Source organism: Amycolatopsis sp. CA-211722 (assembly GCF_056828465.1).
Genome location: NZ_CP184752.1, coordinates 6,820,201 through 6,840,512 on the forward strand (window position 1 = coordinate 6,820,201; position 20,312 = coordinate 6,840,512).

Sequence of the window (20,312 nt, forward strand, 5' to 3'; positions counted from 1 at the left end):
TCCCAAGCTATGCACACTTGATTCGGCTATTCGTGTACTATTCGCGCTCTAGCGCTGTGCGGGGGTAGCATGATCGCGCAACGAGCAGCAGCTCCACTTCGCCCCGACCCCGCGAAAGAAGATCATGCCCACGTCGTCGCCCCATCCCGGCTCCGACCGCGTCCGGCTCGCCACGAAACTCCGCGAGCTCCGGGCGGCCACCGGCCTGTCCGGCAACCAGTTCGCCAAGAACCTCGGCTGGCCCCAGTCACGAGTGTCCAAGATCGAAACCGCCGTGCAGTTCCCGACCGGCGACGACATCGCCGACTGGCTCGCCGCGGCGAGCGCCGGCGACCAGGAGGAGCAGGTTCTCGAACTGCTCAAACGTGCCCGTGTCGAATCGGTGTCGTTCCGCGACGAGTTCCGCAAACCCGGTGGAGCCGCCGCCAAACAGCGATCCGTCCTCGAACTGGAACAGCGGGCGAGCCGAGTCGCCACGTTCCAACCGGCACTGCTTCCCGGACTGGTGCAGACACCGGGTTTCATGCGAGAACTGCTCGCGCTTCCCTCCGGCCCGGCACGCACGGGTGGCGCCTCGGAAGCGGACATCGAGCGCATGGTGGCCATCCGGATCGAACGGCAAGCGCGACTTCACGACCCGGGCAAAGCGATGCCGCTGGTGATCGGAGAGGCCGCACTGTGGATCCGGGTCGGCGATCTCGACACACAGCTCGGCCAGCTGGACCGGCTCCATTCACTTGCCGGCCTGCGCACCGTCGACCTGCGAATTCTTCCCTTCAGCAAGGCCGTGCCGATCGCCCCGCTGCACGGATTCAGCATTTATGACGCCGAACTCGTCGTGGTGGAGCTGTTCGCCGGCGAGCACTTGATCAGGGACACCGACGAGATCGCCTTGTACGAGCACATGTTCGGCACGCTGCACGCCGAAGCGCTGTCCGGCGACGCGGCCGCGCGGCTGATCCGGAGCGTGTCACGACGACTGACCGAAGACGGCTGACCCGATCATCCGGCGGCCAGGCACGTCCGGCACTCCGCGTGCGGCCGCTCCAGGCTGGTGACGAAGCTGTGGTCCATCGTGGCGAGACTGAAACCGTACTGACAGTTCAGCGCGAGCTTCGGCGCGTTCGTGATCAGGCGCATCACCGCGTGCGCGACCAGGTTCCCCGCGACACCGGCCGTCACCGCGTTGGCCGCGTGCGCCGGGATACTCGCGGCCGGGCGCCACGTCGCCAGCGGCGGCCGCGCGGCGTCGCGATCACGCTCGGCGAGCCGTGCGCATTCGTAACACGGCCCCGCGCCCGGGCGGTACACACCCAGATTGACCTGCGGGCCGTGGTAACCCCCGTACACCCAGGGCGTGCCGGTCGAAGCGCACGCCTGGTTCGTCCAGGTCCGGATCTCCGGCGGACGATCGGCGGTCATGATCAAGACGTCACAGCCGGCGGCCAGTCTGCGCAGGGAAGCCGCGTTCTCGATCCGCGTCGGCTCCCCGGTGACCTCGACATCCGAGTTGGCCGCGCGCAACCTTTCCACCGCCACGTCCACCTTCGGCAGGCCCAGATGGTCCTCGGTGTAAAGGATCTGGCGGCCGAGATTGGAAAGTTCGACCACGTCCGGCTCGACGCAGTGAAGCCGCCCCACCCCCGACATCACCAGCCCGAGCGCCGCCGTGCACCCGACGCCGCCCACGCCGACCAGCACGACCCGCGCCCTCGCCAGGAGGACCTGGAAATCCCAGCTCGATGTTCTTCGCGTCAGATCGATCCACCGGTACAGCGACCGGCTTCTCGAGTGGCGTTCGAGCTGCCGCTCACTCAGCGCGGTGCACGTCGGCTCGTCGGCATCCTCGACATACCCGAGTTCGGCGAGCTTTTCGACGGCCGCGGCGACCTCTTCGGGAGAGGTGCCGGGAACCAGACGAGCCAGGTCGGCGACGACCTGGCTCACCGTTCGCGTGCCGTCGAGGAGTTCCAGTAGCGCCCACACGGCGCCGTCCGAGTCCCTCAACTCGGCGGCGATACCGAACACCTCCCCGCCGATCCGGATCCAACCGTCGCCGAACCGGACCGGGCGGTGCTCGTCTTTGATACGTGGACGCACCGGAACCCCTCCTCGGTCAACCGTTGTCTCCGCTGTAAACGTGGCGGATCGCGTCAGCACGCTCCACCATCACGATTTCGATCATCGCCGGACACCCCCTCTCCCCCGACCAAGCGGGACGGGCCGGACAACCGCGGCCTCACCCATCGCGTCCGCCCCCTCCCGGGTTTTCGACCCGCCCGGAGGCGGGACCGGCTCTACAATGTAGAGTGCCCTGATGTAGAGAGCTTAAATGTAGAGCTATACATTCACTATGGTCTACTGGCTCTCTCTGGGCTATACGGGTGATACTGGGGTCACTTTCCGTGACAACACAGGGAGGAGGTGGTCGGTGCGTGGGCACGCTGACCCCCACCGCCATCAAGCGCTGGATCGCGCTCGAGATGAAGCGTCTCCGGGAAGCGGCGGGCTACGACCGGACCGCCGCGGCCGAGCGCATCGGCAAGGCCACGACGGTCATCGCACATATCGAAACCTCGCGTAACCTGCCCGCGCCCGCCGACCTGGAAATCCTGCTCGATTTCTACGGAGTGCCCGAGAGGGCATCGTTCTTCCGTGACCTGACAAAGCGGGCGAAACGCGGACGCGACTGGTGGATCAACTTCGATCACGGGGTGTTCGACTGGTTCAACCTCTATTTGGGCCTGGAAACCGGTGCCGCCCGGATCAGCACCGTCGACCTGGTCGTACTGCCCGGCTTGTTCCAGACTCGTGATTACGCGCTCGCCATCATGCGAGAAGGCAGGCGCTGGAACAACAAGGCCGAACTCGAAACCATGGTCGACTTGCGGATGGCGCGTCAAGAGATATTGGACCGCCCTGGGGATGCACCGCATATCTGGTCGATCCTGGACGAGAGCGTCCTGCGCCGCCAAGTAGGCGGGCCGGCGGTCATGCGTGATCAACTGGAGCACTTGACCGAACTGTCGGAACGGCCGAACATCGACATTCAAGTGCTCCCCTTCACCGCGGGCGCCCACGGCGCCTCGGACGGTATGTTCATTCTTTTGGACTACCCGTCCGAATTCGGCGGTGATCCCGGAACCGTGTACGTCGAGAACCGACGCGAAGGCCTCTATTACGAGGAAACCGAAGACCTCCGCCGATTTCGCAGCACTTTCGAACGGCTACAGGCACAAGCGGAGGATCCTGGGCGGACACGGTCTTTCATTCAAAACTTGGCAAGGGATCTCAATGAACAATGATTCTTCTCGTCCCACCCTGCTCGGCCTTTCCGGCTGGTGGAAATCGAGCTACAGCGCCGGCGCGAACGGTTGCGTCGAAGTCAACGACTCCGTAGAGGGCTACGTGGGCGTTCGCGATTCGAAGCTCGGCGAGACCAGCCCCGTCCTTGTTTTCGAACCGCACGAGATCAAGGCCTTCGTTCTCGGCGCGAAGAACGGCGAGTTCGACCACCTGCTCTCCTGACCGGTCGTGATCCGTCCCGCCGCCGGCTCTCGGCGGCGGGACGGATCACCACCTCCGGACGTCAAGAACCAGCCTGGCGGCGGCGATACGCACGCTGCTGGCACGCCCTGGAGCAGTAGTCCCGAGGCCTGCCCCGCCTGCCCCCGTCCAGCTCCTTGCCGCAGACCGCGCATCCACCAGACTCTCTTTCGTCACGCATTACCTCACGAACCTGATCTTCGACGAGCGCCTGCACGCCGTCGAGAGTGCGCTGCAACCCGAACTCGAACTGGTCGAGCGGAGCGTCCATCCCACCGTCCTTCCACAGGCGCTCCAGGGCCGGATAAGCGTCCAGCCGCTCGAAAAGCGACTCACGCTCGCTCCACCAGCGCTCATGGGACACACCCGTGCGGCGCTGAAGCTCCGCGGTCTCCCCCGCCTGACGCGCGACGGACTCCACGAATCCGCCCACGAGATTCACGACCGCGATCACCTGCGCCGGCGCCAGACCGCTCCGGGAAGCCACGTCGAGCGCGTGGTCGTATCCGGTCATGATGTTCGGCCCGGGCAGACGACGGCTCCCGGCGCTGTCGACCAGCCACGGGTGCCGGCGATGCATCTCCCACGCCCGCCGTGCCCAGCGTTCGAGGCCTGTTCGCCAGCCGAGACCGTCCGACGGCTCCATCGGAAACCTGCCGTACACGGCGTCGCGCATCAGTTCGACCAGCTCCGCCTTGCCGGGAACGTACCGGTAGAGCGACATGGTGGTGGTGCCGAACCGCTCCGCGACCTTGCGCATCGACAAGGCGGCCAGCCCGTCCTCGTCCGCGACTTCGACGGCCGCCGCGACGATCCGGCCGAGACTCAGCCCCGGCCGCTCCGGCTCGGGAGCTCCCCACAGCAGCTCGATCGCACGCTCCGGATCCGGCTGCGCGTCGTCTTCCGCCACCCGTGCTCCCTTGACGCTCGTCACTCGTTCGTGTTTAGCTGATAAACCTCAGTATATCCCATAAACCACTCGGCAGGAGCGCTTCAGCATGCCTGAAATCAGGTTCTTCGTGTCCCCCGAGGGCAGAGACGACTGGGCGGGCACCGCCGACCGGCCGTTCGCCACCCCGAAAGCAGCGCAACGAGCCGTCCGTGCCGCCACGGCCGGAATGACCGGCGACATCATCGTCACCTTCGACGCGGGTGTCCACCGTCTCGAAGAACCGCTGGCTTTCGACGACGCGTCCGGCGATTCCGGCACGCACGGTTTCCGCGTGATCTACCAGGCGGACGGCTACGGAACGCCCGGACAGGCGAAGGTCGAGCTCAGCGGCGGACGCGAAGTCACCGGCTGGACGACGGGCCACGACGGCGTCTGGACGGCACCGATCGGCGACGTCGCCCCACGTCGGCTCACCGTGGACGGCCGCCCCGCTGCCCGGGCGGCCCGGGTCGCAGGGCTCCCCGGAAACGTGACGAAAACAGCGACCGGTTACGTCACGGACAGCACGAAACCGCAATCGTGGCCGGACCCGTCCAGCCTGGAGTTCGTCTATCCCGGCGTCTATCCGTGGTCCGAAGCGCGCCTCACGGTCGCTTCGATCACCGGCGACGCCGCCTCCACCACCGTCACCATGGCCCAGCCCGCCTTCGATCACGCCAAATCCCTCTACGACTCGAAGTGGTACGGCGCGGGCGGAGACGGGACCTGGGACGGTCTCGCCGCGCCGTCGGTGCTCGAGAACAATGTGGCCTTCCTGACCGAGCCGGGAACCTTCGCCGTCAGCCGCTCCGAACGGGACTGCCACGTCCTGCACTACCGTCCGCGCCCCGGCGAAGAGATCGGCAAGACCAAGATCGTCGCCCCGATGCTCGAGTCGCTCATCAGCGGGCAGGGCGTGCACGATCTGGCACTGCGTGGCTTCACCTTCACCGACGCGGCCTGGTCCGGCGTCGCCCGCGCCGGCGGTTACCTGCACTATCACGGCAACTCACGCTACGAGCAGGGCGAGTTCCAGAAGATCGACCTCGGCGCAGACGTGGGCTACGTCCATGTGCCGGCCGAGCCCTCCCAGTTGCCGGCCAATGTCAGCCTCACGTCGGTAAGCCGGGTCACCTTGGAGGGCAACCACTTCACCCGGCTCGGCGCGGGAGCGCTCCTGATCGAGGGCGGTACCGAGGTCGATGTGCGGTCGAATGTCTTCGACGAGATCTCGGGCAGCGGGATCGCCGTCCACGCCGGTACCCGGGTCTCCATCGAGGACAACCTCGTCCACCACATCGGCACCGAGTTTCGCGGTTCCCCCGCCGTCGTCGTCTTCGAGTCCGCGGAGACCACCGTGGCCCACAACGAGATCCACGACGTCCCGCACAACGGCATCGTGATCACCGGTGGCGAGAAGACCACGGGCACCCAGGTGGTCTCGAACCTGGTCGAACGCAGCATGGGGAAGCTGATGGACGGCGGCGGGATCTACCTGTCGGCCCCACAGGGCTCGTCGTTCGCGAGCGGGGCGCTGGTCCGCGGGAACGTCGTCCGCGATGTCCTCACCTCGTACAATTTCGGGCTGTACGCCGACTACGGCGCGGCGTGGATCACCATTCTCGGCAACGTCGTCTGCCGGGCCGACACCCCGATCGTGCTCCAGGTGGGTCCGCCGATGGAGAACGTCACCTTCGTCGGCAACTTCTGGGACGTCCTGCCCGACGGCTACGACACCCCGCCCGAGACAGTGACCGTGGCCGGGAATTCCGTGCTGCCGAAGGAAGACTTCGACGAAGCCGTCCAAGCCGACCCGGCGGGCGCGGACATTCTCGCGCGAGCGGGACGGCGCGGCCTGGAGCGATGATCACCGTACCTGCCGGGCGTGAGTCCCGGAGAACCGATCCGGCCACGCGACGTCGTCGATCGCGAGCCACGGTGCGGCGGCCACGGCGGCGGGCGGGACTCCGGTGATCGCCTTGACCTCACGGTGGAGGTGGGACTGGTCGGCGTAGCCGCTGTCGGCGGCTACGCCGGCCGGGGCGTGACCGGCCGCGAGCAGGTGGGCGGCATGGTCGAAGCGCACCAGCCGGGCGGCGCGTTTGGGTGTGGTACCGAGCTGGGCCCCGAAGCGGGACCATAGGCGCTTGCGGCTCCAGCCGACCTCCTCGGCCAGGCCGTCGACCCGTACCCGCCCCCGGCCGGCGCGCATCCGCCGCCAGGTGTGGGCGACTTCCGGATCGACCGGTGGGTGAGAGTCCAGCCGGCGGCCGAGGATTCTCGACGCGATCGCGAACCGCTCGTCCCACGTCGCGGCGCCGCGCAACCTGTCTTCGACTCGCTCGGCGTCGCGGCCCCAGACATCTTCCAGCGATACCACCGTCCCGCTGAACTCGGTCGCCGCGCCGAGCACCTTGGCCGCCACCGGCGGCGACAGCCGGATCTGGAGACACTCGATCGCCGAGCCTGAGCCAACGGTCCGAAGCTCGCCAGGGAGGAGCCCGATCACGACAGTGCCGCGCTCGCGCCGGCCGTGCGTGTCGTAGACGAGCCCCGTTCCCTCGGTCAGGTCGACGAACAGGCTGACGGAGGGATGCGGAACCATGGCGATGTCGGCGGCACCGGGGACGCGTTGCCGGAACCCGGCCATACTGACCCCCGGCAGCCGGGCTGACCGGCGCGGAACGGCGATGTCCACCTCCGCCCAGTCGGGTGATGTCCCGGTTGACGACATACGACCAGATTAGGCCTCCGAAATCACCGACGGCGGACCGTGGCCGCGAAGTCCAGCAGCAGCCTGCTGGTTTCCTCCGGTGCTTCCAGTATCGGCAGATGCCCGACTCCGGCCATCAGCTCGACCCGCGCCGCCAGCACCGAGTCGTACTGGTGCGCCGAGGACGGATCCCACCGGGGGTCGGCGGCACCGAAGATCACCAGCACCGGGACGTCGAGGTCGGCGAGACGCTCGGGCATGCTTCGTTCGGCGAGATACGCGCTGTTCCGGCTCAACACCGCCCTCATCGTGCGGTACGTGATGCCCCGCAGGTCGGCGATCAAGTCGTCCGGAACGTCCACCGGGCGAGCGGCCGTCGCCCGGATTCCGCCACGGATCATCGCTTTCGAACGCCTTGCCCAGACCAGGCTGCCGAGCGGCGGGGCCAGCAGGACCCGAAGGATGAGCGGCTGCGGAAGCAGCGCGTCGGGACTCGGGCCGGTGCTGATCAGCGCGAGTGAACCCACCAGATCGGGGCGCTGTTCGGCCAGCGCCGTGACGACGTAGCCGCCGCTGGAATGCCCGACCGCGGCGACCTGACCGAGGCCGAGGCCGTCGAGGACCGCCGCCACGCGATCCGCCTGCGCGGGCACGTCGTACGCCGTCGCGGGCGGAGACTGGCCACAGCCGGGAAGGTCGACTCGAATGACGTGATGGTGCTTGGCGAGCGCTGGGACCATCGGCCCCCAACAAGCGCCCGAAGCTCCCGAGCCGTGGACGAGCACCAGCGGCGGCGCCTGTCGCGGGCCCTCATGGACCACGTGCATCCTTTGCGACTGCTTGACGTCGTACTCACTCATGCCCGAGACGATGCCCGGGCAGCCGGCCTTCGGTCTTGGACAAATGTTCCCCGCGACGCCGACCCGGGCCGGGAAGGGGCGGGTGAGCGCTACTTGTACAAGGTCTGGACGTTCGTGAAGGTGATGTCGTCCGTGGTGGCGCTGTCGGGGTTGAACCGGAAAACGACGTTGTCCGCGCCCCCGGCGCGCATCGTGAAGGTCGACGTCATCGTCACCGAGCCGCCCGCGACGAGCTGCTCCGGCAGGCCGGTGGAGTTTCCCTTCTGAACGGCCGAGTTCGTCGCCTTGCCGTGGTTGGCGCCGTACAACAACTCCGTGCGGACGTTGCTCTTCGCCGGCGGGAAGGCGAACGGCGCGTTGCCGGTATTCGTGATCTCGATGGTTATCATCACCACGACGTTCACGGTCGGGCCGGAGTCGTAGCCGTCCGTATCCGTGGTCTCGGACCTCGCGGAGACGATCCGGACCTTCAAGCCGTTGGGCAGGATGGCGGCCTCGGTCGCCGGGGTTTCCGGGGTGGCGGCGTTGCCGGCGCAGAACTCCGTGTGAGTACCGGCGAAATTCGGGTCGGCGCACTTCGTGGGGTCGAGTGTGGCAGCGTCCGGCGCGGCAGAGCCGTCGCAAGCGGCCAGTACGAGCGCGCCGGCCACAACGAAGAGGCCGACCGACAGTCTTTTGTCAGGCACGGCGTTCCACATTACGTGACATGAGATGCCTGGAGGGCCGTGCGATCCGGGAGGAATTCAAGCTGTTACTCGAAATGATCTCGACTCAGCCACGCCGTATAGATCGTTATACATTCTGGTCGAGCCGCCGAACGCCTTCGCCGAGTTCGGCGAGATCGGCGGCGGCCGCGAAGCTCAGCCTGAGGAAAGGCCCGGACGGCTCGGTGGCGAAGAACCTCTCCCCTGCCCCGACCACGACCCCTCGCTCTCGCGCCGCGCGAGCGAGCACGTTCGCGTCACTCCCCGCCGGTAGTCGCACCCACAGGTGCAGGCCGCCCGCGGGGAGCCGCGTGACAGTCCACTCGGGACACTTCTCCGCCAGCGCCGCGGCCGCTTTCGCGCACCGTTCCCGAAGTTCGGAACCGAGCCTCCGGACGTGACGTTCCCAGGAAGGCGCGCTGAGCAGTTCGAGCGCGGCCTCCTGCAGCGGGCGGGAGACGAAGAAGTCGTCGACCCGCCGGATCGCCTTCATCCGGTCGAGAACCGGCCCCCGCGCGATCAGCGCGCCGATCCGAAGACTCGGCGCCGCCGCCTTGGTCACCGACGTCAGATGGACGACCGTGCCGTCCCGGTCGTCGACGATCAGCGGACGGGGCGCGGTCGCCCCATGGGAGAGATACCGGGCGAAGTCGTCCTCCAGAACGAACGCGCCCGCCGCTCTGGCGACGTCCAGCACATGCGGGCGCCGTTCGCTCGCGAGCACGGTCCCGGTCGGGTTGTGGAAGGTGGGCTGGCAATAGAAGAGCCGGGCTCCGGTCATCGCGAACGCCTCGGCGAGCAGGTCCGGACGGACCCCACCGTCGTCGATCGGGACCGGCACCGGCCGGAGCCCCGCCGCCCGCGCGGCGGCGAGCGCTCCCGGATAGGTCGGCGATTCGACCAGGATCGGGCTGCCGGGTGCCGCGATCGCCCGGAACGCCATGGACAGCCCGCTCTGCCCGCCCGCGGTGATCAGGACGTCGTCCGGTGACGCACCGGCCGGCCCCGCGAACACCGACCTCAGCGCGGGCAGGCCGGCGGCGGGTGCGCGATCCCACGCGTCCGGGCGGCGGCCCGCCCGCGCCAGCGCCGCGCTCAGGAAGCGGGTCGCCTGCAGCGACCGATGCGGATAGCCGCCGTCGAGAAGAATCGCGCCGTCCGGTGGCGGGCCGAGGACACCGGTGAGGGATCTGGTGTCGACGCTGCGATCGGTCAGCGCGACCGTCTGCCATGCCGTGTCGAGCGGCTCGCCCGCGGCCGTCGGCCTGGTCGCGACGTACGTTCCGCTCCCGGGACGGGTCACGACCGTGCCCTCGGCGGCCAGCAGGGCGATCGCGCGGGAGACCGTTCCGGGGCCGACGCGATAGCGCTCGATCAACTCCCGGCTACTAGGCAACCTCTCCCCCGCGGCCGCGGTCCGGATGAGCGAACGCAGCTGGGCGACGAGTGCGGAAGTGCTACTATCCGACATGAAGCCACATAATAGTGCTACTGGAAATCCGGCGGGATCACTACTGGACGTTCCGGCCCTGCGAGCCGACACCCCGGGCAGCGAGAAGGTCGTCCACTTCAACAACGCGGGCTGTGGGCTCCTGGCGAAGCCGGTCCTGGCCGCGATGCTCGATCATCTGAACCTCGAAGCGGAGATCGGTGGCTACGAGGCCGCCGCTGCCCGCGCGACCGAGGTCGCCGGTTTCTACGACGGGATCGCCGCGCTCGTCAACGCACGGCCCCGCAACATCGCCTTCGCGGCGAGTGCCACTCACGCCTACTCCACGGCGTTGTCGTCGATCCGGTTCGAACCCGGCGACATCGTGCTCACCACCCGCAACGACTTCATCTCCAACCAGATCGCGTTCCTGTCGCTGCGGAAGCGGTTCGGAGTCGAGGTCCTGCACGCGCCGGACTCGCGGGAGGGCGGCGTCGACGTCGAAGCGATGGCGGCACTGATGCGCACGAGGAAGCCGAAGCTGGTGGCCGCCACGCATGTTCCGACCAACTCGGGTCTCGTCCAGCCCGTCGCCGCGATCGGAAAGTACTGCCGGGAGCTCGGCCTGACCTACCTGGTCGACGCCTGCCAGTCGATCGGCCAGTACCCCCTCGACGTCGAAGAGGTCGGCGCCGATCTGCTCACCTCGACGTGCCGCAAGTTCCTGCGCGGTCCGCGCGGTTCCGGTTTCCTGTACGTCTCCGACCGGTTCCTCGACGCCGGGCACGAGCCGCTGTTCATCGACATGCACGGCGCCCGCTGGAGCGCGCCCGGCGCGTACGAACCGGCGAAGTCCGCTTCGAGGTTCGAAGAATGGGAATTCCCCTACGCCACCGTGCTCGGTTGTGCTGCCGCCGCGCGGTACGCCCGTGAGGTCGGCCTGGAGGCGATCTCACGGCGCACCCCCGCCCTCGCGGCGAGGCTGCGGGACGGGCTCGGCGCGATCCCAGGCGTCGAAGTACTCGACCGGGGCCCGGAGTTGGGCGCGCTGGTGACCTTCTCCATCGAGGGCTGGGAGGCGGTGCCGTTCAAGGAGGCGATGGACGCCCGCCGGATCAACTCGGCGCTCAGCTACCGGGAATTCGCGCAGTTCGACTTCGGGGACAAGGACGTCGACTGGTGCCTGCGGCTGAGCCCGCACTACTACAACACCGAGCGGGAGGTGGACGACGTGGCCGCGGCCGTCGCCGAACTGGCCGCTTGAGCGCGGTTTCCCCGCCTGGACACTGGGGGTGTCCGGGCGGGGAAACCGTCAGGGCGTCAAGCGCCCGCGAGGCCGCGCCGCTTCAGGAGCGGCTCGATCTCCGGGTCGCGGCCGCGGAACGCGCGGAAGGCGGCCATCGGGTCGACGCTGCCGCCCCGCCCGAGCAGCTCACGGCGGAAGTGGTCGCCGTTCTCCCTGGTGAGCCCGCCGTTCTCGCGGAACCACTGGACGGTGTCGGCGTCGAGGACCTCGCTCCAGATGTAGGAGTAGTACCCGGCGCTGTAGCCGCCGCTGAAGATGTGCGCGAAGTAGGTGGTGCGGTAGCGCGGCGGCACGGCTTCCAGCGCGACACCGGCCTTGGTCAGCGCCTCGGCCTCGAACCGCTGGACGTCCTCGACGTTGTCCTCGGTACCCAGCGCGTGCCACGCCTGGTCGAGGAGGGACGCGGCGAGGTACTCGGTGGTCGAGAAGCCTTCGCCGTACTGCTGCGACGCCAGGAGCTTGTCGATCTGCTCCTGCGGCAGCGGCTCACCGGTCACGTGGTGCTTGGCGTAGTTGGCCAGCACCTCGGGCCAGAGCATCCACATCTCGTTGACCTGCGAGGGGTATTCGACGAAGTCACGCGGCACGTTGGTGCCCGAGAACGTCGGGTACTCGACCTCCGAAAGCAGCGAGTGCAGCGCGTGCCCGAACTCGTGGAACGCGGTGACGACCTCGTCGAAGGTCAGCAGGGTCGGCTCCCCCGCCGGCGGCTTGGCGACGTTGAGCACGTTCACCACGACCGTCTTCGTGCCCAGCAGCCTCGTCTGGTCGACGAAGTTGTTCATCCAGGCGCCGCCGCGCTTGGAGTCGCGGGCGTAGTAGTCGAGCAGGAACAGGCCGAGTTCCGCGCCGTCGGCGTCGAAGACCTCGAAGATCCGGACCTCGGGGTGGTACTTCGGCAGGTCTTCCCGCTCGGTGAAGCTCAGGCCGTACAGCTTGGACGCGGCGAAGAAGACGCCGTCGGTCAGCACCCGGTTCAGCTCGAAGTACGGGCGCAGCGCGGCGGTGTCGACCTCGAACCGGTCCTTGCGCACGCGTTCGGCGTAGAACGCCCAGTCCCACGGCCGCAGGATCGCGCCGGGGATGTCCGCTTCGAGGTAGCGCTGCAACTCTTCGGCCTCCGCCTTGGCGTTGGCGACCGCGACGGGCGCGAGCCGTTCCAGGAGACCGACAGCGGCCTCGGCGGTCTTCGCGGTCTCGTCCTCGATGACGTACGAGGCATGGTCGGGGAAGCCGAGCACGGCGGCCCGCTCGGCACGCAACCTGACCAGCTGGGCCACGACCTCGTTGTTGTCGAACTCGTTGCCCCGGTTGCCACGGGAGACCGACGCGGTGAAGATCCGCTCGCGCAGCGCGCGGTCCTCCAACGAAGCCAGCGCCGCCTGCGCGGTCGGCAGGGTCAGTTTGAGGACGTACTCGCCCTCCTCTCCGGCGGTTTCGGCGGCCGTGGCGATCTCGTCCTCACCGAGGCCCGCGAGTTCCGCGACGTCGTGGACCACCACGGCCAGTTCGTTGGTGTCCTTGAGCAGGTTCTGCTGGAACCGGGTCGACAGCGTCGAAAGCTGCTCGTTCAGCTCGCGTAGGCGCTTCTGGTCGGCCTCGGGGAGGCCGGCGCCGGCGCGCCGCACGTCGGTGTGGTGGCGTTCCAGCAGGCGCAGCGACTCGGTGTCGAGGCCGAGTTCGTCCCGGCGCTCGAACAGGGAGTTGATCCTCGCGAACAACGCCGGGTTCAGGTTGACGGCGTCGGCGTGCGCGGCCAGCCGCGGCGCCATCTCGGCCTGCACGCGCTGGATCTCGTCACTCGCGTTCGACCCGGCGAGGTTGAAGAACACGCTCGAGACGCGGGACAACAGCCTGCCGGACTTTTCGAGCGCGACGATGGTGTTCTCGAAGGTCGGCGGCTCGGCCGAACCGGCGATCTCCTCGATCTCCGCGGCGTGCTCGGCAAGTCCCGCTTCGAAGGCGGGAAGGAAGTGCTCGTCGGCGATCCGGTCGAACGGTGGCAGGGCGTAGGGCAGCTCACTCGGCGCGGCGAACGGGTTGTCCTGCGAAATCATCGGTGTTGCTCCCGGGTCGTCGAATCTGCTGGTCTCGCCACCTTACGGGCAGCGAGGGGCCGGTGGATGCCGTCCGTGGCGTGACACCGCGGACGGGAAGTGGTCACGCTCCGGTGGTACCGCCGACCACCGCGTCGGAGCTTTGTTTTCCCTTGCCACGCTTGGGTTTTGCCTTGGAGGGCGGCGGTGCGATCCCGGCGAGGTCACCGCCGTTGTCGTTGACGCGCAACACGAACGGACGAGTCTCGGTGTACCGGACGACCGAAACCGACGCCGGGTCGACCACGATCCGCTGGAAGGAATCGAGATGCTGGCCGAGCGCGTCGGCGAGGATCGCCTTGATCACATCGCCATGGCTGCATAAGAGCCACACCGCGTTCTCGCCGTGCTTCGCGGTGATCCTCGCGTCGTGCGCGCGCACGGCCGCGACCGCGCGCGCCTGCATCTCGGCGAGCCCTTCGCCGCCGGGGAAGACCGCCGCCGAGGGATGCGCCTGCACGACGCGCCACAGGGGTTCCTTGAACAGATCCTTGAGCGCGCGCCCGGTCCAGTCGCCGTAGTCCACTTCGGACAAACCGGGCTCTTTGAGCTTGTCCAGACCGCGTGCCTCGGCCAGCTTCGCGACCGTCTGACGGCAGCGGAGCATCGGCGAGACCACCAGCTCCGCGAGCGGGACCGGCGCCAGGCGCTCGACGAGGGCGGCCGCCTGCGCCCGGCCCGTGTCGTCCAGGCCGACCTTGGGCGTGCGCCCGGCCAGGACGCCCGAACCGTTCGCCGTGGACTTGCCGTGGCGCAGAAGGATCACAGTACTCACGTGGCCCACCCTACGTGTCGTGCTTTGCCCACTCCCGCGTTTCGTCCTCTGGATGCGGTACTTGCACGCGCAAGGACCGCATCCAGAGGACGAAACGCGCCGGGGGTTACAGGTGCGGGCCGGCACCGGGGTCGAGGACACCGGTGAAGATCAGCACGAACAGCAGGACACCGAGCACGAGCCGGTAGATCACGAACGGCACGAAGCTCTTGGTCTTGATGTAGGACATCAGCCAGGCGATGACGGCGTACCCGACGCCGAACGCGACCAGCGTCGCCAGGATCGTCGGGCCCCACTGAGCCGGGGCGCCGTCCTTGCCGATGTCGGTCAGCTTGTACAGGCCCGAGCCGAACACCGCGGGCAGGGCCAGCAGGAACGAGTACTCCGCCGCCTCCGCGCGGGTGTAGCCGAGCAGCAGCCCGGCGCTGGTGGTGCCACCGGAACGCGAGACACCCGGGATCAGCGCCAGCGCCTGGGCGAACCCGAAGCCGAGGCCGTGCGGCACGGTCAGATGGTCGAGGGTCCGCTGCTGCTTCCCGATGCGGTCGGCCACCAGCAGGATCAAGCCGAACACGATCAGGGTCGTCGCGGTGATCCGCAGGTCACGGAAGGTTTCGTCGATAGCGTCCTGCAGCAGCAGGCCCAGCACCACGATCGGCAGCGAGCCGACGATGATCAGCCAGCCCAGCCGCGCGTCGGGGTCCTGGCGCCAGTCCTTCTTGTAGATCGAGAAGAACCAGGCGCGCAGGATCCTCCCGATCTTGGCCGAGAAGTACAGGATGACCGCGAGTTCGGTACCGATCTGGGTCACCGCGGTGAACGCGGCGCCCGGGTCGTCCCAGCCGGCGAGCGCCGCGGTGATCCGCAGGTGCGCGCTGGAGGAGATCGGCAGGAACTCCGTCAGGCCCTGGACGAGCCCGAGGACCAGCGCTTCGAACCAGCCCATCAGGCGACACCGGCCGTTTCGATCGCCTCGGCCGCGACCTCGAGGGCGTGTGCGGAGCCCTCCGGATCCGGCATGGCGGGCGCGACGGTCAGCGTCGTGACGCCGGACCCGGCGAAGGCCCGCATCCGGTCGGCGATGCGCTCCTTCGGGCCCAGCAGCGACGTCGCGTCGATGAACTCCAGCGGGACGGCCTTCATGGCGCCCTCGTAGTCCCTGCCCAGGTACTTCTGCTGGACGTCGGCCGCTTCGCGCTCGAAGCCCATGCGGCAGGCGAGCTGGTTGTAGAAGTTCTTCTCCCGGCTGCCCATCCCACCGATGTACAGCGCCGCGTACCCGCGGACCGCGTCGGCGCAGGCCTTCCAGTCGTCGCCGACCACGAGCGGGACGGTGGGGACGACGTCGAAGCCATCGAGGGTGCGCCCGGCCTTGTCCGCGCCGGCCTGGATCAGTTTCAGCTGCTCACCGGCGTGGTCGGGCGAGTAGAACACCGGCAGCCAGCCGTTCGCGATCTCGCCGGTCAGTTCGAGGTTCTTCGGGCCGATGGCGGCCAGGTACACCGGGATTTCGTCGCGTACGGGGTGCACGGTCAGGGTCAGCGCCTTGCCCGGCCCGCCAGGCAGCGGCAGCTGAAAGTGGTCACCGTCGAATCGGACGCGCTCGCGGCTCAGCGCCTTGCGGACGATCTCGACGTATTCGCGGGTGCGGCCGAGCGGCGACGCGAACTTCACGCCGTGCCAGCCCTCGGAGACCTGCGGGCCGGAAACCCCGAGGCCGAGACGGAACCGGCCACCCGAAAGCGTGTCCAGGGTCGCGGCGGTCATGGCGGTCATCGCCGGTGTCCGCGCGGGGATCTGGAGCACCGCGCTGCCCACGTCGATCCGTGAGGTCTGCGCCGCCACCCACGAGAGCACCGTCGGCGCGTCCGACCCGTAGGCCTCCGCGGCCCAGACGACCGCGTAGTCCAGTTCGTCCGCCTTCTTCGCCAATGCCAGGTTGGCCGCGTCGTTCCCCGCGCCCCAATAGCCCAAGTTCAGTCCGAGTCGCACGGCGTGAATGTATCCACCGGAGAGTCACTCCTCCGTTCAGGGTGTTGACACGGCGATGACCCGCACGGTGGTACTCGATCACGACACGCTCACCTGCTCCGCGTCCCGCACTTGCCTTCCGGCTAGGCTCGCCCGTCGTGGAAAAGCGACAGCTCGGCCGGTCGGGACTTCGGGTCTCGCGGATGGCCCTCGGGACCATGACGTGGGGTGGCGACACCGACTCGGAGGAGGCGGCCAGCCAGCTGGTCGCGTTCGTCGACGCCGGGGGCACCCTGGTCGACACCGCCGACATCTACGGCGAGGGCGAAAGCGAACGCGTCCTCGGCGCGCTCCTCGGCGACCTCGTCCCCCGGGACGACATCGTGCTCGCCACCAAGGCCGTCGCCCGCCGCACCGACGGCCCGTTCGGGGGCGGAGCCTCGCGCGGTGCCCTGCTGAGCGCACTCGAAGGCTCGCTGCGACGGCTCGGCACCGACCACATCGACCTGTGGCAGCTGCACGCGTGGGACACCACCGTGCCGGTCGACGAGACGCTCGCCGCCCTCGAGTACGCCGTGACCAGCGGGAAGGTCCGCTACGTCGGCGTCTCCAACTACTCGGGCTGGCAGCTCGCGACCGCCGCGGCCCGGAGCTCCGCCATCGCGCCGCTGGTCTCGACGCAGGTCGAGTACTCGCTGCTGGAGCGCGGGGTCGATCGCGAAGTCGTCCCGGCGGCGGAGCACCACGGCATCGGGCTCCTGCCGTGGGCGCCGCTCGGTCGAGGTGTGCTCACCGGCAAGTACCGCACGGGGACCCCCGCCGATTCGCGCGGCGCTTCGAGTGTTTTCGCGGGCTATGTCGAACATCACCGGACCGATCGCGCGGCCCGGATCGTGCAGGCGGTCGCGACGGCCGCGGACGGCCTCGGCACCTCGCCGCTGGCCGTCGCGCTGGCGTGGGTCCGCGACCGGCCCGGAGTGGTCGCGCCCGTGGTCGGAGCCCGTGACACCGGTCAGCTGACCGGTTCGCTCACGGCCGAGGAGATCACCCTCCCGCCCGCCATCCGCTCGGCACTCGACGACGTGAGCGCGATCGAGGTCGGGTACCCGGAACGCGGCCTGTGAGCCGTCTCGAATACTGGATTAGGTGACTGTTGGGTGACGCTGACGTGACGTGGTGGATTTCCTGGAGGATGCTGGACAGGTCCGTACGACGAGTAGCAGGTGGAGGCACCAAGGTGGGTCGGCTGTCCGCCGTTTCCCGGATCGCGATCCCGCTCGCCGGTGTCCTGGTGCTCTCGTCCTGTAGTACGGACGACACGCCCAACGACTCCTTGCAGATCGTGCAGAACCCCGTCGCGGTGACCGCGGCGGCCTCCCCCGCGGTGACGGTCAAGCCGGCGGGGTCGGTGTTCGCGGTGCCGGGCGTGAAGGCGCTGGTGACCGACGAGGTGAGCAAGACGCTGGTCGTCGCCGTCTCGGAGCCGCCTTCGCTGCGCATCTACGATCTCGCCGCCCTGGACGCCCCGAAGGCGACTGTGGCCTTGCCAGGCCCGGCCGAGCGGCTCACCGTCTCCGGATCCCAGGTGCTCGCCAGCGTCCCTGGCAAGAGCCTGCTGGCGAAGGTCTCGCTGCCTGGTGGCGCGCTGGAGACGGTCCCGGTCGCCGGGCAGCCGTCGGCCGGTCTCGCCGCCGGTGACGCGACGCTGGTCTCGGTGCGGGACCGCAAGGCCGTCGAGGTGCTGTCGAAGAACGCGGGGCCGAAGACCATCACCGGCCAGATCTACAGCGCCGACGACGTCCTGAGTACCGGTGACGGGGTGGTCGTACTCGACAAGCTCCGCACCGCCCTCTTCGCCGTCGACGTCGACGGCGGCAAGATCGGCGAGGGCCTACGGGCGGGCGACGGCGCGGCCAACGCCGTCACCGACGATCTCGGACGGGTCTTCGTCACCGACGCGCGGGCGGGCGCGCTGCTGGCTTTCTCCACGACGCCGTTGCTGCTGCGCCAGCGCTATCCCGTTCCCGGCGGGGCGTACGGCATCGCCTACGACCGCGCCCGTGGCCTCGCCTGGGTCACGCTCACCGAACGCAACGAGGTCGTCGGTTTCGACGTCCGCGGCGGAGAACCGATCGAGAAGCACCGGTTCCCCACCGTGCGGCAGCCAGATTCGGTCACCGTCGACGAGCAGGGCGGCCGTGTGGTCGTGGGCTCGGCCATCGGAGAAGGGATCCAGGTGATCACGCCATGACAGTGGTGGACGAGGCGGTGGTCGAAGGGGATTGGGAGTACCGGCGGTTGCAGCTTCCGCCCGGTGTCTCCCGGCGGGCGGCGGCGACGCAGCTGTCGATCCACGCCGAGTTCGCCGGTTGGGAGCTGTCGACCGTGCGGCTCTACTCCGATGGGACGCGGAGGGTGTGGTTGCGCCGCAAGCGCACCGCCACACCCCTGCCCGGCCTCATCACCTGAAAGCCGGCCGAGGGTATGGTCCCGACCGGCTTCGTGCCGGCGGGTGATCGCCTGCAGTACGTGAAGGCCCCCTTCATTGCGTCTAGCGCAATGAAGGGGGCCTTCACGTACTTGGCACGCGTGAGGAAAGGCCCCTTCAGCTCTTGAAGACCCGGTCCAGCCAGCCGGCCCACAGCGCGTCCTGTTCCGCGGAATCGACATCGCCGAACAGGTGATGCATCGCGCACATCGGCCCGGCGAAGCCGCGGACGAACCTCAGTAGCGCGTCCCCGGTCCGGATCCCGACCGTCTGCGCGTTCGCGAAGTAGACCTCGCCGTCCACAGTGGACACCGGGCCGGTGGACAGCCGGACCCGGTCCCCCGCCTCCGGCCGTCCGGCGAGGCCGAGCTCCCTGCCGAGCGTCAGCCAGGCGCTGTCCCAGTCCGCGATCACCGGCCCGAACACCGTCACCGGAACGGCCTTCCGGCCGGCGAAGCGGTCGAGATATTCGACGAGGGTGCGAAGGAACAGCTGACCGCCGGCGGTCATCGCCTCGAACTCGTCTTCCCAGTCGTCGCCGGGGAGGAAGCCGCTCGTCACGGTCCGCAGCACGGTGCTGCCGCCGGACCGGCCCTCGATGAGGAACTCGTAGGCGACGAAGCGTCCGTCCGGGGCGGGTTCCGTGCCGTAGACGAGCCGCTCCAGCGGGTCCCACGACGTGATCGCCGAGGTGGGCTCGAAGCCGCCGAAAGCGGTTTTCACCGTTCCTCCGACGCCTCCGTCGACCTCGTTGCGCCCCATGAACCAGGACGTGATCCCCGGCCCGGTCGCGATGGCGTCCCAGACCTGTTCCGGTGTCGCGTCGACCTCGACCCGGTCGGTGATCTCGAATTCGTGACCCACTCAGCGCTCCTCGGTTTTGACACTCGGGTGGACGGCGACGACGATCCGGTGGTCGCGGCCCTGCTCGGCGCCTTCGTCGTGATACTTGCTCACCAGGTTCGTGATCGCGACGGTCAGCTCTTCGGCGAACGCGGCCCGGTCCGCGGCGGAGGAGAACCGCACCTCGCCGTCGATCGCGAAGGTCGCGACCCGTTTGCGCGCCTTGGTCGCGCCGGTGATCAGGAGGCCGACGTCGCGCACCAACCTGCCCGCCACGGCGAGCAGCCAGCGTGCGGACAGCCGGTCCGGCGACTGGGCCGGATCAGGCTGCACCGCCGAAAGCGCCGTCGGCGAGATGACGTACGAGGACGCCGTCGCGCGCATCATGCGCTCGGTGACGTTGCCCTTCCGCCGCTCCTCGACGAGCTCGACCAGCCCGTGCTTTTCGAGCGCGCGAAGGTGGTAGTTCACCTTCTGTCTCGGCAGGTCCACCCGCGCGGCCAGCATCGTGGCCGACGCCGGCTCCGCGAGTTCGGCGAGCAGCCTGGCCCGGACCGGATCCAGCGACACTTCGGCCGCCTCCGCGTCCTCGATCACCGCAACGGAGAACATGCCGGAACCGTGTCACCGAAAACAGATTTTGTCAAGAC

The 20,312-nt window shown here is 68.6% G+C and carries 20 protein-coding genes; 8 read left to right on the plus strand and 12 right to left on the minus strand.

All coding sequences use genetic code 11. The features are described 5' to 3' along the window. Positions 1-124 precede the first annotated feature (124 nt). The gene (locus ACOCEP_RS32135) at positions 125-997 is read left to right on the plus strand and encodes a helix-turn-helix domain-containing protein (RefSeq protein ID WP_482332926.1); all 873 of its coding nucleotides are present in this window, start codon (positions 125-127) and stop codon (positions 995-997) included. Between the two features lie 5 nt (positions 998-1,002). Here the strand turns inward: ACOCEP_RS32135 and ACOCEP_RS32140 are convergent, their stop codons facing one another. Then, positions 1,003-2,100, minus strand: coding sequence for a ThiF family adenylyltransferase (locus ACOCEP_RS32140; protein ID WP_482332928.1), 1,098 nt, complete (start codon positions 2,098-2,100; stop codon positions 1,003-1,005). A 335-nt stretch (positions 2,101-2,435) separates the two neighbouring features. Here ACOCEP_RS32140 and ACOCEP_RS32145 point away from each other — a divergent pair, with 335 nt between their 5' ends. Both ACOCEP_RS32145 and ACOCEP_RS32150 read left to right on the plus strand, forming a co-directional pair. Continuing rightward, positions 2,436-3,305: a helix-turn-helix domain-containing protein gene (locus ACOCEP_RS32145; RefSeq protein WP_482332929.1), complete on the plus strand. Its 870-nt coding sequence runs from the start codon at positions 2,436-2,438 to the stop codon at positions 3,303-3,305. Further along, entirely contained in the window at positions 3,295-3,528 is a 234-nt protein-coding gene (locus ACOCEP_RS32150; protein WP_482332931.1) for a DUF397 domain-containing protein, read from the plus strand. Before ACOCEP_RS32145 ends, ACOCEP_RS32150 begins: the two co-directional genes overlap by 11 nt. Positions 3,529-3,589: 61 nt before the next feature. Here ACOCEP_RS32150 and ACOCEP_RS32155 read toward each other — a convergent pair whose 3' ends face one another. Then, entirely contained in the window at positions 3,590-4,456 is an 867-nt protein-coding gene (locus ACOCEP_RS32155; RefSeq protein ID WP_482332933.1) for a TetR/AcrR family transcriptional regulator, read from the minus strand. An 88-nt stretch (positions 4,457-4,544) separates the two neighbouring features. On the opposite strand from ACOCEP_RS32155, the gene ACOCEP_RS32160 reads away from it, so the two are divergent. After that, complete coding sequence (locus ACOCEP_RS32160) at positions 4,545-6,344, plus strand: right-handed parallel beta-helix repeat-containing protein (protein WP_482332935.1); 1,800 nt, start codon at positions 4,545-4,547, stop codon at positions 6,342-6,344. On the opposite strand, the gene ACOCEP_RS32165 is transcribed toward ACOCEP_RS32160, so the two are convergent. The 4 genes from ACOCEP_RS32165 to ACOCEP_RS32180 form a co-directional block, all read right to left on the minus strand. Beyond that, positions 6,345-7,211, minus strand: a complete 867-nt coding sequence (locus tag ACOCEP_RS32165) for a helix-turn-helix domain-containing protein (protein ID WP_482332936.1) — start codon at positions 7,209-7,211, stop codon at positions 6,345-6,347. Between the two features lie 23 nt (positions 7,212-7,234). Next, on the minus strand, positions 7,235-8,050 hold the full coding sequence (locus ACOCEP_RS32170; RefSeq protein WP_482332937.1) for an alpha/beta fold hydrolase: 816 nt from the start codon (positions 8,048-8,050) through the stop codon (positions 7,235-7,237). 89 nt (positions 8,051-8,139) lie between these two features. Next, complete coding sequence (locus ACOCEP_RS32175; RefSeq protein ID WP_482332938.1) at positions 8,140-8,736, minus strand: hypothetical protein; 597 nt, start codon at positions 8,734-8,736, stop codon at positions 8,140-8,142. 106 nt (positions 8,737-8,842) lie between these two features. After that, positions 8,843-10,225 carry an aminotransferase-like domain-containing protein gene (locus ACOCEP_RS32180; RefSeq protein ID WP_482332939.1) on the minus strand — a complete coding sequence of 461 codons (1,383 nt, stop codon included), beginning with the start codon at positions 10,223-10,225 and terminating at the stop codon, positions 8,843-8,845. Here ACOCEP_RS32180 and ACOCEP_RS32185 point away from each other — a divergent pair. Next, entirely contained in the window at positions 10,224-11,447 is a 1,224-nt protein-coding gene (locus ACOCEP_RS32185; RefSeq protein WP_482332940.1) for an aminotransferase class V-fold PLP-dependent enzyme, read from the plus strand. The two genes, ACOCEP_RS32180 and ACOCEP_RS32185, sit on opposite strands and share 2 nt — an antisense overlap. Before the next feature lie 56 nt (positions 11,448-11,503). Here ACOCEP_RS32185 and ACOCEP_RS32190 read toward each other — a convergent pair whose 3' ends face one another. From ACOCEP_RS32190 to ACOCEP_RS32205, 4 genes are all read right to left on the minus strand, one after another. Continuing rightward, a complete protein-coding gene (locus ACOCEP_RS32190; protein WP_482332941.1) occupies positions 11,504-13,546 on the minus strand; it encodes a M3 family metallopeptidase in 2,043 nt (680 codons plus the stop codon). Between the two features lie 103 nt (positions 13,547-13,649). Continuing rightward, positions 13,650-14,360, minus strand: a complete 711-nt coding sequence (locus ACOCEP_RS32195) for a histidine phosphatase family protein (protein ID WP_482332942.1) — start codon at positions 14,358-14,360, stop codon at positions 13,650-13,652. A gap of 106 nt (positions 14,361-14,466) precedes the next feature. Then, positions 14,467-15,306, minus strand: coding sequence for an undecaprenyl-diphosphate phosphatase (locus ACOCEP_RS32200; protein ID WP_482332943.1), 840 nt, complete (start codon positions 15,304-15,306; stop codon positions 14,467-14,469). Next, positions 15,306-16,352 carry an LLM class F420-dependent oxidoreductase gene (locus tag ACOCEP_RS32205; RefSeq protein ID WP_482332944.1) on the minus strand — a complete coding sequence of 349 codons (1,047 nt, stop codon included), beginning with the start codon at positions 16,350-16,352 and terminating at the stop codon, positions 15,306-15,308. The genes ACOCEP_RS32200 and ACOCEP_RS32205 overlap by 1 nt, the downstream gene beginning before the upstream one ends. Positions 16,353-16,489: 137 nt before the next feature. Between ACOCEP_RS32205 and ACOCEP_RS32210 the strand changes: the two genes are divergently transcribed. The 3 genes from ACOCEP_RS32210 (at position 16,490) to ACOCEP_RS32220 (ending at position 18,800) form a co-directional block, all read left to right on the plus strand. After that, positions 16,490-17,455 carry an aldo/keto reductase gene (locus ACOCEP_RS32210; RefSeq protein ID WP_482332945.1) on the plus strand — a complete coding sequence of 322 codons (966 nt, stop codon included), beginning with the start codon at positions 16,490-16,492 and terminating at the stop codon, positions 17,453-17,455. 113 nt (positions 17,456-17,568) lie between these two features. Next, positions 17,569-18,582, plus strand: coding sequence for a YncE family protein (locus ACOCEP_RS32215; protein ID WP_482332946.1), 1,014 nt, complete (start codon positions 17,569-17,571; stop codon positions 18,580-18,582). Continuing rightward, positions 18,579-18,800, plus strand: a complete 222-nt coding sequence (locus ACOCEP_RS32220; protein ID WP_016334446.1) for a DUF5703 family protein — start codon at positions 18,579-18,581, stop codon at positions 18,798-18,800. Before ACOCEP_RS32215 ends, ACOCEP_RS32220 begins: the two co-directional genes overlap by 4 nt. Before the next feature lie 136 nt (positions 18,801-18,936). On the opposite strand, the gene ACOCEP_RS32225 is transcribed toward ACOCEP_RS32220, so the two are convergent. After that, entirely contained in the window at positions 18,937-19,683 is a 747-nt protein-coding gene (locus ACOCEP_RS32225) for an SRPBCC family protein (RefSeq protein ID WP_482332947.1), read from the minus strand. Then, positions 19,684-20,274, minus strand: a complete 591-nt coding sequence (locus tag ACOCEP_RS32230) for a winged helix-turn-helix domain-containing protein (protein WP_125695063.1) — start codon at positions 20,272-20,274, stop codon at positions 19,684-19,686. It lies immediately after the preceding gene. Positions 20,275-20,312: the final 38 nt, after the last annotated feature.

Excerpts from the sequence above, each read along its gene's own strand:
- ACOCEP_RS32135 (WP_482332926.1), top strand. The coding sequence starts at position 125 with ATGCCCACGTCGTCGCCCCATCCCGGCTCCGACCGCGTCCGGCTCGCC.
- ACOCEP_RS32150 (WP_482332931.1), top strand. The coding sequence starts at position 3,295 with ATGAACAATGATTCTTCTCGTCCCACCCTGCTCGGCCTTTCCGGCTGG.
- ACOCEP_RS32160 (WP_482332935.1), top strand. The coding sequence starts at position 4,545 with ATGCCTGAAATCAGGTTCTTCGTGTCCCCCGAGGGCAGAGACGACTGG.
- ACOCEP_RS32165 (WP_482332936.1), bottom strand. The coding sequence starts at position 7,211 with ATGTCGTCAACCGGGACATCACCCGACTGGGCGGAGGTGGACATCGCC.
- ACOCEP_RS32170 (WP_482332937.1), bottom strand. The coding sequence starts at position 8,050 with ATGAGTGAGTACGACGTCAAGCAGTCGCAAAGGATGCACGTGGTCCAT.
- ACOCEP_RS32185 (WP_482332940.1), top strand. The coding sequence starts at position 10,224 with ATGAAGCCACATAATAGTGCTACTGGAAATCCGGCGGGATCACTACTG.
- ACOCEP_RS32180 (WP_482332939.1), bottom strand. The coding sequence starts at position 10,225 with ATGTCGGATAGTAGCACTTCCGCACTCGTCGCCCAGCTGCGTTCGCTC.
- ACOCEP_RS32190 (WP_482332941.1), bottom strand. The coding sequence starts at position 13,546 with ATGATTTCGCAGGACAACCCGTTCGCCGCGCCGAGTGAGCTGCCCTAC.
- ACOCEP_RS32200 (WP_482332943.1), bottom strand. The coding sequence starts at position 15,306 with ATGGGCTGGTTCGAAGCGCTGGTCCTCGGGCTCGTCCAGGGCCTGACG.
- ACOCEP_RS32220 (WP_016334446.1), top strand. The coding sequence starts at position 18,579 with ATGACAGTGGTGGACGAGGCGGTGGTCGAAGGGGATTGGGAGTACCGG.
- ACOCEP_RS32230 (WP_125695063.1), bottom strand. The coding sequence starts at position 20,274 with ATGTTCTCCGTTGCGGTGATCGAGGACGCGGAGGCGGCCGAAGTGTCG.